Here is an 11299-nt window from a genome sequence, read left to right on the forward strand (position 1 = left end):
AAGGACACAATGAACCCGGTACACGGGAGCCCGGCACCAGGGCGGACGCAGCTGAAGGGCGCGGCACCGAGGAGCTCAGAGCAGAGGGGCACACTACCGGCCCGGCTGGTGGGCAGGGGGTTCATGGAAGTGTTCCGGGCGATGAAGGTGCTCAGGCCTTCCCGCCCCATCCATCCCTCCGGGGTACGCCTGACGGGATACCTCGCCGTCGGCGGCGGCACCTCAAGCGGCATCCCGTGGCTCGACACCGCGGGAAGCACCGCGGTCGAGGCGCGGCTCTCACGGTCGGTGGGCCTGCCGGGTCCCCTGCCGGACATCATCGGACTCGCGGTGAGGATTCCCTCGGGCGAGGCGCACGCCGATCTGCTGCTGTCCTCGACGGGAAGTTCACCGCTGGGCCGGTTCGTGCTGGTCCCCCGGCTGAACATCGCCCGCTCCCCGCTGACCACCATGATGCCGTACCGGGGCGCGCACGGGCCGGTCCTGCTGGCCGCGCGGACCACCGGGCAGCGGTCAACCACCCCCGGACGCCTTCCGGCGTCGCTGCCGGCCTTCCGGCGCACGCTCACGGGACGTGCCTGGTCGATGGAGCTGTCCTATGCCAGTCCGCTGGGGCGCTGGATCCCGTTTGGAACCCTCATGCTCACGATTGACCCCGACCAGGGCCAGGAGGACCTGCGGTTCGACCCGGTCCGCAATCCCCTGCCCACGGCGTCGACCTATGAGTGGGCCGCGGAGCTGCGCCGGGGCTCCTACGCCGTCGCCCGCTCCCCCCGGCACAACGAATCCGACGACCGCACCCGATAACGACCCATGCACCAGTTAACGACAAACGCACCCGATATATCGGGTGCGTTTGTCGTTAACTGGTCCGCAAACGGGCCTGGACAGGCGGCAAGGCCCGAACAGGCGGAAGGCCCCGCCCTGGTGGACGGGGCCTTCCGGTGCAGCGGGTGTGCTGACCCGAGCTCCTGAGGTTAGAGCTTGCCAACCTCGGAACGGCTCGGCTGCGGCACGTTGTTCTCGTCGTACTGGTAGATGCCGATGGCGGCTTCCGTGGGATCGCCGTTCTCGTCGAAGGAAACCGGGCCGGAGATACCGTCGTAGTCGATGTCCTCACCGTCGCGCAGCAGGGTCACGCAGCCGGCGAAGTCGAAGCACTTCTCGCCGTCCTTCGAGACGGACTCGAGCTCCCCTGCGATGGCGGTACCATCGGTGCTGCCTGCAGCCTCGGCTGCCAGCGACATCAGGTTGACGGCGTCGTAGCTTTCACCGGCGTAGCTCCAGCTGGTCAGCTTGGGGTCGATCTCAAGCAGCGCCTTCTGGAATTCGTCGCCGGTGAAGGGGCCGGGGATGGTGCCCTGGGCGCCCTCGAGGGTGCCCGGCTCCAGGTCCTTGCTGTAGTCGGTGGTGTTGCCGTCGACCATGAACATGCTCGAGGGTTCGATGCCCTTGCCGGTGAGCAGCGGAACGATGCTCTTGGCCTGGTCGAAGGTGATGATGACGATGGCGTCGGGCTTGGCCGCGACCACCGCATCGACCTGGCTGCTGAACTGGGAATCGCCTTCGTTGAACAGTTCGGCGGCGACGACCTTGCCACCGGCTCCTTCAACGGTTTCGGTGATGTTGGCCTGAAGGCCGGTGCCGTAGGCGTCGTTGAGGACGATCATGCCGACGGTCTGGGCGCCGCAGGACATGATGTAGTTGCCGAGCGTGCGTCCCTGCAGGACGTCCGACGGTGCGGTGCGCCAGTAGAGGCCCTTGTCGTCCCAGTCGGTGAACTCCGGGGAGGTGTTCGCCGGGGAGAACTGCACGACGCCGGCTCCCGTGATCTGGTTGATGACGGTCTTGGAGACTCCGGACGAAGCGGCGCCGATGATGGCGCTGACATCCTGGGACAGGAGTTCGGTGACCGACTGGGTGGCGATGTCGGTGGTGGTGTCGCCTGAATCGCGGTGGACCACCGAGATGTCCTTGCCGAGGACGCCGCCTGCTTCGTTGACTTCCTTGACCGCGAGGTTCACGCCCGCGATTTCCGGCGGGCCGAGGAACGCGAGGGCACCGGTGGTCGGCAGGATGGATCCGAACTTCAGGGGCGTATCGGTGACGGTCTTCGCCTCGGGGACAGCCGAGGGGTCGCCCTTCTCGCCGGCTTCCGCCGCCTCGCCGCCTTCGCTGGGCGGGCAGGACAGTGCGCCCGCGGTTTCGGCGGTCGCCGAGGCGCCGGGCTCGGCGCCGTCCTCGGGTGCCGCGTTTCCGCCGCCGCCGCCGCCACAGCCCGAGGCAAAGAGTGCAATACCCAGGCTGAGGGCTGCGATCTTCGCTGCGCGCGGAGCATTCTCCCCAATGCCGGACCGCATCGGGTTGCGTGTTACAGTCATCAATTTTTCTCCTCGACCGAAAGGCATTGTCAGCCTTCGCTGCACTCACCAGGTGTTCCTGGTATGTAGAAAAGCTAATGCAAAAAAGGCCCGAACATAAGGGAATCCGGTTACGACCTTGTAACGCTCGTCACACCGAGGCCTCGGCGGGGTTGACACCGGGGCGGTGGGGAGACGATCGGGCGGCGGTGCGCCCGGTCGGCGCGTCGAGGTGTGACGCTGAAATGCTGCGCGTGATGAGAGCCGGTTGGGGCCCGCGGCGGAGATCGGGCGGGCCTGGAGGCCTCAGCGGACGGTCGTGCTCGGGTTACGGGCCGCCGGGCCCGGTGGTACCCCAGGTCGGACTCGAACCGACACTGAACAGATTTTAAGTCTGGTGCCTCTGCCATTGGGCTACTGGGGCGGATGCTCCGCAGGTCAAGAATATCGCGCCGGACCACCCGCCCCCGCTCCAGGCGCGGCCGGGCGTCGCAGGGCACGGGGTGAACCCGGCTGGAGGGCATCACCGGTTAAGCGGCGACGGCGGGCCCCCGCTTGTGCGGGAACCCACCGTCGTGTCCGGCGGACCGGGTAAATCAGGCGTTCGAGGCGGCCTTGCCGCTCGCCTTTCCGGCCGGGACCGGAGGTGCCGCCTGAAGGGCGGTGTCCTTCTTCGGCGGCGGGGTGGCTGCGTTGCGGAACTGCCGGCGCGGGGTCTGCAGGTCCGCGATGGGGGCGAGGTCCCTGCCGAAGATGAAGCTCATCGACCAGTTGGAGATGACCCGGGCCTTGCGCTCGAACATCGGCATGGCCATGCCGTGGTACCCGCGGTGGGCCAGCCAGGCCGGGAAGCCGCGCATCCCGAAGCCCATGATGTTGGCGACACCCTTGAAGGTACCGAAGCCAGCGACGGCGCCCAGGTTGGTGTGCTTGTACTCCTGAACGCGGCCCACGCCGTAGTTCTGGGCGTAGATGTTCTTCGCGAGGCGCTTCGCCTGGCGGACCGCGTGCTGGGCGTTGGGGACGCAGAACCCGCCCACGCCGCCGCCGCTGAGGTCGGGCACGGCCGCGACGTCGCCGGCGGTCCAGGCGTGCTGGAGAGGTCCGTCATCGCCGGTGATGCGCAGTTCGGCGTTCGCGCGCAGGCGGCCGCGGTCATCGATCGGGAAGTCGGTGGAGCGGACGACCGGGTTGGCCTGCACGCCGGCGGTCCAGATGAGGGTGTCGGTGGCGAACTCGTCGGCCGGGGTCTTGTCCGGCATGTTGATCAGCTTCAGGTTGCCGTCGACGGCGCTGGCGAGCGAGGTGTTGAGCAGGACCTGGATGCCGCGTGAGCGCAGGTGCTCGACGACCCAGACGGCCTGCTGCTCGGTGACCTCGGGCATGACGCGCGGCATGGCCTCGATCAGGACGAAGCGGACATCGGAGCGCTTGAGGCGGGCGTTCTTCTTCACCGCATCGCGGGCCATGTCCTCGATCTCGGTGATGGCTTCGATGCCGGCGAACCCGCCGCCGACGACGACGAAGGTCAGCATGCGGTCCCGGGCCGGGCCGGCGGGCAGCAGCGAGCCGGTCTCGATGCGCTCGAGGATCTGGTTGCGCAGCGCGACGGCCTCTTCGATCGTCTTCAGGCCGATGCCCTGGTCCTTCAGCCCCTCGATGGGGAAGGTGCGGGTGATCGCGCCGGCGGCCATGACGATGTCGGTGTAGCCGAGCGTGAACGGCTCACCCTCGCCTGCGGGCTCGATCGTGGCGGTGCGGGCGGCGTGGTCGACCCCGGTGACCCGGCCGCTGATGAGCTCGGTCTCGGGCAGGTGGACGCGGTGCGAGACGATGGCGTGGCGCGCCTCGATGCTTCCGGAGGCCACCTCGGGGAGGAACGGCTGGTATGTCATGTAGGGAAGGGGGTCGACCAGGGTGACGATGCCACCGTGGGACTTCACCTTCTTCTGCAGCTTGTGGGCCACGTAGAGGCCGACGTAGCCGCCTCCGACGACGAGGATGCGCGGACGATCAGAGAACAGTGAGTTCGATGCCATGGCTCGATAGTACCGGACTTTGTGAAAGTCTTCACTAACTGTAAAGAACGTCTAGCCGCTCAGCCGCGCGGGCTTCCGGAGCCGGTCTCAGCGGGGCGGTCGGCCCGCTTCGGGACGTCGAACGCACCGGTGTCCGGCTCCTCCCGCAGGGGCGCCAGGCGCTCGGTGCGCCGGACCCGCAGCACGTGGACGGTTCCGGCCACCAGGAGCACGACGAACAGGCCGGAGAAGCCCAGGACCACCACCGGAGGCAGCACCGTTGAGGATCCGGCCCCTTCGTGGGCCTGCGGGACCGGGGCAGCCGGAATGTCGGGGGTGGCGGTGTTCTCGGCCGGAGCCGGAGGTGCCGCCTCGGCGGGCGGTTTCCCCCGCCGGTACACCTGGATCCACTGCTCGATGCTGCCGAGCTGGTTGGCCTCGGGAACCTCGACCCCGGGGCCGACGGCGGCGGCGACGTCGAGGATGCCGTGCCCGTAAATGGTGTCGAAGCCCGGCGCTCCGGCGTCGCGGGCCGTGCCGACGATGCGGTTGATGACCTGCGCGGCGCTCAGCTCCGGATACTTGGAGCGGATCAGCGCCGCCACCCCGGAGACGAGCGGCGCGGCGCCCGAGGTTCCCGACCACTCGGCGTAGAACGCCCCGGGCAGCCCGCCGACGAGGTTCTCCGACGGCGCCGCGACGGCGATGCTGATGCCCTCGGATGAGGATTCCCTGCTCGCCACCCCGCTGCGGTCAAGACCCGCGACCGACAAAACGCCGGGGATGGTGGCGGGGGCGCCGACCTGGGTAAGCCCGCCGGCCCGGTTGCCCGCGGCGGCCACGATGACGACGTCGCGTTTCTCGGCGTAGAGGAACGCCTCGTCCCAGCTCTCGGGCCAGGCGGTCGAGGTGCTCCCGAGCGACATGTTGATGACCTTGGCCCCGTTGTCCACCGCCCAGCGCACCGCGTTCGGGATCTGCTCGTCGGTGCCGATCCCCGCCGGGTTGGGGCCGCTGTTGGGCCCCTCGATCCAGACCGACACGGCGAGCAGGTCCGCCTTCGGCGCCACCCCGACGATGCCGTCGGGGCCCTCGCCGTACGCGGCGAGCGGGGACGGCGCGGCTCCCTCGGCGGGACGCTGCCCGTGCCCCCTGCCTGCCAGAAGGGTGGAGACGAGGGTCCCGTGCTCGGGCACCTCACCGATGCCCTGCTGGCCGTCCCCGCGGCCGGCGCCCGAGGCGTCGATCCCGGCGGTGACGGCGCTGCGCAGATCGGGGTGGGAGCTGTCGACGCCGCTGTCGATCACGGCGACCTTGACCCCCTCGCCCTGGGTCGACTTCCACGCCTCGGTCACCCCGTAGTCCTGCAGCCAGTACTGCTTGTCCCGGACATGGTCGGCCCGGGCCGGGGCCGCAGTGCACAGCAGCATTGCCGCGGCGAGGACCGCGGCGGAGGCACGGGAGGCTCGACGGCGGGCCGCCCGGGTGGGTGAAGGTGCGGTGCTGGTGTGCGAAAAGGTCAAAAAATCACTTCCGGAGGGCGGGAACGCTGAGGGCGATGCCGTCGAGGATGTCGTGTTCGCTGGCCACGGCGGAGTCGACCCGGCCGCCGGTGGCCTCGGCGACGTACTCGACGACGCACTTCCAGATCATGGCCCCGGCGCCGATGACGTCGACCCGGCCGGGGTGCATGTAGGGCAGGGCCGCGCGGGCGGCCCGGTCGCGGCGCAGCAGGTCGTCGGCGGCTCCGGCGATGGCGGCGGTGCTCAGGCGTGCGCCGTGGATGCGCTCGGGGAGGTACGAGGGAAGCTGCAGCGCGTGCGCTGTCACCGTGGTGATGCTTCCGGCGACACCGATCAGGGTGCTCACCTCCCCGAAGGGCACCTCGCGTCCGGCCTCGCTGATCAGCGCGCGGACCTCGCGTTCCATCGCCCCGATTTCGGCTCCGGTGGGCGGATCGGAGCGGAGGAAGCGTTCGGTGAACCGGACGCAGCCCATGTCCATGCTGCGGGCGGCGGTCACGGCACCACCGCGCCCGGCGACGAACTCGGTGCTGCCGCCGCCGATGTCCACGACCATCACGGTGTCGGTGTCGGGCACGTCAAGGACGCTCACGGCGCCGTTGAAGGACAGCGACGCCTCCTCGTCTCCGCTGACCACTTCGGGCTCGACGCCGAGGCGCTGGCGGATGCCCTCGACGAAGACGTCCCGGTTCTCGGCGTCGCGGGAGGCGGAGGTGGCGACGAAGCGGAGCCCATCGGCGCCGTGCCGTTGGATCAGTGCGGCGTATTCCTCGGTGGCCTCGAAGGTCCGCGCCAGGGCGGCCTCGGAGAGCCGCCCGGTGGCGTCGACGCCCTCCCCGAGGCGCACCACCCTCATGCGCCGTTCGACGTCGGTCAGCACGCCGTCCTCGATGTCGGCGATCAGCAGCCGGATGGAGTTCGTTCCACAGTCAACCGCGGCGGTCCTCATTGGTTCTCCTGTGCTTCGGCTCGTCGCCCGGCGCGCTTGCGCTCGAGCTCTTCGGGGCTGAGTCCCTGGGTCTTGGTGTGCCGGCTGAGGTCGGCCGAGGGCGGGTCGCCGGAGGTGTCCCAGGCGCCGGTGCAGTAGCACACGTCGGCGGTCCACCACTCGGCGATGCCCTCGAGCGCCTCGTCGCCCAGCGGGTTGACCCCGGGCCCTGCGGCCAGTGAGTGCCCGACCAGGACGTGGAGGCATTTCACCCGGGTGGGCATGCCGCCGGCGGATACCCCGGCGATCTCGGGGACCGGGCCGGTCCCGGCCCGGTCCCCGACCTCCTCGCGGGCGGCAAGGTAGGCCTCGTGTGCGGCCCGGTACTTTTCGGCGAGGTCTGCGTCAAGGCCGAGCCGCTCCGTCATTTCCGTCATCACGCCGTCGGCCTCAAGCCGGGACACGGCGGAGGTGATCACGGGGTGGGTCAGGTAGTAGGTGGTGGGAAAGGGAATGCCGTTGCTGAGGCGGGGTGCGGTCACGGCCACCAGCGGGTTGCCGCACACGCATCGTGCCCCGATCTCGACGACGTCGCGGACCGGCCGCCCGAGCTGGCGGCTCAGGACCTCGTGGTCCCGGGCCGTGGGGGTCCGCTCGTCCTGCTGAGCCACTTGGGGTCCTTTCGTGCTGCCCGGTGCGGGCAGGTGTTCTGGTGTTGTCAGTCCGTCGCGGCGCGGGAGACCGATTCCCACAGCGAATCGACCCACGGGAGGTCCTCGGGCTGTCCGGCGGAGCCGGTGCCGGTTGACTCCTCGATGCCCGAGCCGCCCTTGACGAGGTAGCGCTTCTCCCCCGGCATCACGAGGAAGATGCGTTCACGGGCCTGCTGCTTGATGTAGGCGGGGTCGTCCCAGCGGGCCAGGTCCGCCCGGTGCTGCTCCTGGGCCTGCTGCTGCTCGGCGATCTGCTCCCGCAGGGCCGACACCTCGCCCTGCTGGCGGAGGTAGTTGCTCACCGAGGGGACGAGCAGCACGATCACTGCTACGAGGACGAGGGCCAGCGCCAGCAGGCGCCCGGAGAACGACTGCGCGGGAATGGGTTTGGCGTCCTCGGCCGGAACGATCACGCGGTTCCGGGGCCGGACCGCGCTGGCCCCTGTCCTGCGGATGGACCCGGCGAGCTGCTCACGTTCGGCGGCCCGGACCTCGGACGGCGTTGCGTGCTTCCGGGTCGGAACGGGCTGGGGTGCGGGTGCCGCGCCGGCGGGGGGCTTGGTCCGGACCCGGTCCGCCGGCGGCCCTCCGACCGAGCCCGGATGGGTGCCGGGTTTCGCCGGGGGCGCCCCGGCAGCCGTCCGGTCCGCCGCGTGGGGCGACGGACGGACGGCATGCGGCACGTTGGGGCGGCGGGCAGACATGGCACTCCTCGGCTGGTTGCTGCGACGGGATCCTTACGGACCCCGTCTAACGAGGGTAACTGCCCTCCGGTTCAACTATGCAGTGAAACGCGGGAAGGCGCTGCGCCCGGCATAACGGGCGGCGTCGTCGAGTTCCTCTTCGATGCGCAGCAGCTGGTTGTACTTCGCGACGCGCTCGGACCGGGCGGGGGCGCCGGTCTTGATCTGGCCGGCGTTCGTGGCAACACAGATGTCGGCGATCGTGGTGTCCTCGGTCTCGCCGGAGCGGTGCGAGGTGATCGTGGTGTAGCCGGAGCGCTGGGCCAGCGAGATCGCGTCGAGGGTTTCGGTCAGCGTGCCGATCTGGTTGACCTTGACCAGCAGCGAGTTGGCCGTGTCGGCGGTGATGCCGCGCTCGAGGCGGGTGGGGTTGGTGACGAACAGGTCGTCGCCGACGATCTGCACCTTGTCGCCGAGGGACGCGGTGAGGGCCTTCCAGCCCTCCCAGTCCTCCTCGTCCAGGGGATCCTCGATGGACACCAGCGGGTAGTCACGCACCAGCTCTTCGTAGTAGGCGCTCATCTCTGCGGTGCTGAGGGACTTGCCCTCGAACGTGTAGACCCCGTCGCTGAAGAACTCGGAGGCCGCGACGTCAAGCGCGAAGGCGATGTCGGTTCCGGGCTTGTAGCCGGCCCGCTCCACGGCGGTGGTGATCAGGTCGAGCGCGTCCCGGTTGGAGGGAAGGTTCGGCGCGAAGCCCCCCTCGTCGCCGAGGCCGGTGGCGAGGCCCTTCTCCTTGAGGACGGCCTTGAGCTCGTGGTAGACCTCGACGCCCCAGCGCAGGCCCTCGGAGAAGGATGCGGCACCGAGGGGAACGATCATGAATTCCTGGATGTCGACGTCGGAGTCAGCGTGGGAGCCGCCGTTGAGGATGTTCATCAGGGGCACGGGAAGGACGTGCGCGTTGGGGCCGCCCAGGTAGCGGTAGAGCGGCAGGGCCGAGGATTCGGCGGCGGCGCGGGCCACGGCGAGGGAGACGCCCAGCATGGCGTTGGCGCCGAGGCTTGACTTGTTCTCGGTGCCGTCGAGGTCGAGCATCGCCTGGTCGATGGCGCGCTGGTCGGCGGCGTCGAAGCCGAGGAGAGCGGGCTGGATCTGGTCGATGACCGCCTCGACAGCCTGCAGGACGCCCTTGCCCAGGTAGCGGGCCTTGTCACCGTCGCGGCGTTCGTTGGCCTCGAAGGCACCGGTGGAGGCGCCGGAGGGGACGGCGGCGCGGCCGAAGGTGTCGTCGTCGAGCAGGACCTCCACCTCAACGGTGGGGTTGCCGCGGGAGTCGAGGATTTCCCTCGCGTGGATGGCGTCGATGATTGCCATGGAAATGCTCCTTTGGGTTGGAGGGGTCGAGATTCCACCGCGGGGACGGTGGTCAAAGCGTTGGCAGTGCCGTCTTAAGGGTAGTTCACCGCCGCGGGGGGGGTGCCTCTATGGTTTTCGTCAAGCCGCTGATGGCAGGTTCCGTGGTTGGGGGTCCTGGTAGAGGGTTCCGTCGCGGAGCATGGCGAAGAGGACGTCGGAGCGGCGGCGGGCGAGGGCGATGAGGGCCTGGTTGTGGCGTTTGCCTTCGGCGCGTTTGCGGTCGTAGTAGGCCCGTGAGGGCGGGTGGTGCAGGGCGGCGAAGGCCGAGAGGAACATGGCGCGTTTGAGTTTCTTGTTGCCGCGCCGGCTGGTGTGCTCGCCGCGGATCGAGGTCCCGGAGCGGCGGGTGACCGGGGCGATGCCGGCGTAGGAGGCCAGGTGGGCGGCGCTGGCGAAGTGTTTGCCGGTGACTTCGGTGAGGATCCGGGCGCAGGTCCTGACGCCGATACCGGGCATCGAGGTCAGGACCCGGTAAAGAGGGTGGGCCTCCACCAGGGCCTCGACCTGGGCGGTGATCTCATCGCGCTGGCGCCGCAGGGACAGGAGCTGCTCGGCCAGTTTCGGCAGCACGATCCCGGCCGCGCTGGTGCCCACGACCACGACGGACTGTTGCCCGAGTGCGGTGAACACGGCCTCGGTGAGGCGGTCAGCGGCCCGCGGTGCGTGTTTCTTCAGCCGGGCCCGGACGTGTCCTCGCCCGGCGGTGCGCAGCGCGGCCGGGGTCGGGTACCGGGTGAGCAGGTCCGCCACGGCCGGGTGGTCAAGGTGCGGACCCAGGGCCCGCTCCAGGGCCGGGTGGATCTGGGTGAGCAGCCCGCGGATCCGGTTGGAGACGGCGGTGATCTGCCCGGCCAGGTCGTCATCGAAGCCGCAGAGCACCCCCAGTTCGGCCAGAAGCTGATCATCCAGGGCGATCGAGCGCAGCGTGTGGGGCATGGTGCGGGCCGCCTCGGCGATGATCATCGCGTCCCGGGCATCGGTCTTGGCCTGACCCGGGTGCAGGTCCGCGATCCGGCGCATCGCCAGGCCCGGAAGGTAGCCCACCGCGGCGCCGGCGGCCTGGGCGACCGCGACCGGCAGGGCCCCGATCGTCGCCGGCTGATCCACCACCAGCAGGATCCTCCCGTGCCCGGTGAGCCCGGCGAGGATCTCCTGCAGCTTCACCTCATCGTTGGGCAGGGCCTTATCGAAGAGTTTCCTGCCCGCCCGGTCCAGGGCCACGGCATGGTGGCCGGACTTGCCGACGTCCAAACCGATGAATACGTCCACGTCCTGCTGATCCACGATCACCGCCATGCCCGCTCCCTCGTTTGTCTGTCGTTGTCACGGTCGCGTGCTGGCCGGTCAGCGGCGGCAGGAGTCGGCATCCACGTTACGAAGAACCCTCGTCGTGCCTCTATCAGCGATCAACTGCCGCCAGGCCGGTCCCGGTGACAACACCCCCCGGATCATCTATGACTGGGGGCAGCAACCATGCCGGGACCGACCGGCCAACACACCCTCATCCTGCAACAGGACCCGGGCTACGAAAAAGGTAACGGGGCGAGCGTGGAGCTTGGGGCTGACTCGGTCGAGTGTGCAGGTCATCACGCTTTGGGTGGGACACGTGGTGGGCTGCAGTTTCGCGGGGAGGGGTGCCGGGAGGCGCGGTGAGA

Annotated in this window: 9 protein-coding genes and 1 tRNA gene; 1 reads left to right on the forward strand and 9 read right to left on the reverse strand. The window is 69.5% G+C overall.

The features are described 5' to 3' along the window. Nucleotides 1-123: 123 nt before the first annotated feature. The gene (locus tag QZX79_RS01375) at nucleotides 124-807 is read left to right on the forward strand and encodes a hypothetical protein (protein WP_294563592.1); all 684 of its coding nucleotides are present in this window, start codon (nucleotides 124-126) and stop codon (nucleotides 805-807) included. Between the two features lie 170 nt (nucleotides 808-977). Here the strand turns inward: QZX79_RS01375 and QZX79_RS01380 are convergent, their stop codons facing one another. The 9 genes from QZX79_RS01380 to QZX79_RS01420 all read right to left on the reverse strand — a co-directional run bounded on the left by QZX79_RS01380 (nucleotide 978) and on the right by QZX79_RS01420 (nucleotide 10940). Next, nucleotides 978-2381: an ABC transporter substrate-binding protein gene (locus QZX79_RS01380; RefSeq protein WP_294563594.1), complete on the reverse strand. Its 1404-nt coding sequence runs from the start codon at nucleotides 2379-2381 to the stop codon at nucleotides 978-980. Nucleotides 2382-2708: 327 nt separating this feature from the next. Beyond that, nucleotides 2709-2784 (reverse strand) — tRNA-Leu (locus QZX79_RS01385). A 172-nt stretch (nucleotides 2785-2956) separates the two neighbouring features. Continuing rightward, nucleotides 2957-4399 (reverse strand): NAD(P)/FAD-dependent oxidoreductase, encoded by a 1443-nt coding sequence (locus QZX79_RS01390; protein ID WP_294563596.1) that lies wholly within the window; start codon nucleotides 4397-4399, stop codon nucleotides 2957-2959. Nucleotides 4400-4458: 59 nt separating this feature from the next. Next, nucleotides 4459-5901 carry a S8 family serine peptidase gene (locus QZX79_RS01395; RefSeq protein WP_366484647.1) on the reverse strand — a complete coding sequence of 481 codons (1443 nt, stop codon included), beginning with the start codon at nucleotides 5899-5901 and terminating at the stop codon, nucleotides 4459-4461. A 4-nt stretch (nucleotides 5902-5905) separates the two neighbouring features. After that, the gene (locus tag QZX79_RS01400; RefSeq protein WP_294563598.1) at nucleotides 5906-6850 is read right to left on the reverse strand and encodes a Ppx/GppA phosphatase family protein; all 945 of its coding nucleotides are present in this window, start codon (nucleotides 6848-6850) and stop codon (nucleotides 5906-5908) included. Then, nucleotides 6847-7500, reverse strand: a complete 654-nt coding sequence (locus QZX79_RS01405) for a DUF501 domain-containing protein (protein WP_294563600.1) — start codon at nucleotides 7498-7500, stop codon at nucleotides 6847-6849. Before QZX79_RS01405 ends, QZX79_RS01400 begins: the two co-directional genes overlap by 4 nt. Nucleotides 7501-7547: 47 nt before the next feature. Beyond that, nucleotides 7548-8246 (reverse strand): septum formation initiator family protein, encoded by a 699-nt coding sequence (locus QZX79_RS01410; protein ID WP_294563602.1) that lies wholly within the window; start codon nucleotides 8244-8246, stop codon nucleotides 7548-7550. A gap of 75 nt (nucleotides 8247-8321) precedes the next feature. Then, on the reverse strand, nucleotides 8322-9602 hold the full coding sequence (gene eno / locus QZX79_RS01415) for a phosphopyruvate hydratase (protein ID WP_294563605.1): 1281 nt from the start codon (nucleotides 9600-9602) through the stop codon (nucleotides 8322-8324). Nucleotides 9603-9722: 120 nt separating this feature from the next. Beyond that, nucleotides 9723-10940 carry an IS110 family transposase gene (locus tag QZX79_RS01420; protein WP_294563607.1) on the reverse strand — a complete coding sequence of 406 codons (1218 nt, stop codon included), beginning with the start codon at nucleotides 10938-10940 and terminating at the stop codon, nucleotides 9723-9725. Nucleotides 10941-11299: the final 359 nt, after the last annotated feature.

The sequence above is a fragment of the uncultured Arthrobacter sp. genome (assembly GCF_902805515.1).
Classification (GTDB): Bacteria; Actinomycetota; Actinomycetes; order Actinomycetales; family Micrococcaceae; genus Arthrobacter_D.

Bases quoted from the DNA above. Each gene is read 5' to 3' on its own strand.
- QZX79_RS01375 (WP_294563592.1), top strand. From the start codon at position 124: ATGGAAGTGTTCCGGGCGATGAAGGTGCTCAGGCCTTCCCGCCCCATC.
- QZX79_RS01410 (WP_294563602.1), bottom strand. From the start codon at position 8,246: ATGTCTGCCCGCCGCCCCAACGTGCCGCATGCCGTCCGTCCGTCGCCC.
- QZX79_RS01420 (WP_294563607.1), bottom strand. From the start codon at position 10,940: ATGGCGGTGATCGTGGATCAGCAGGACGTGGACGTATTCATCGGTTTG.
- QZX79_RS01400 (WP_294563598.1), bottom strand. From the start codon at position 6,850: ATGAGGACCGCCGCGGTTGACTGTGGAACGAACTCCATCCGGCTGCTG.
- QZX79_RS01390 (WP_294563596.1), bottom strand. From the start codon at position 4,399: ATGGCATCGAACTCACTGTTCTCTGATCGTCCGCGCATCCTCGTCGTC.
- QZX79_RS01380 (WP_294563594.1), bottom strand. From the start codon at position 2,381: ATGACTGTAACACGCAACCCGATGCGGTCCGGCATTGGGGAGAATGCT.
- eno (WP_294563605.1), bottom strand. From the start codon at position 9,602: ATGGCAATCATCGACGCCATCCACGCGAGGGAAATCCTCGACTCCCGC.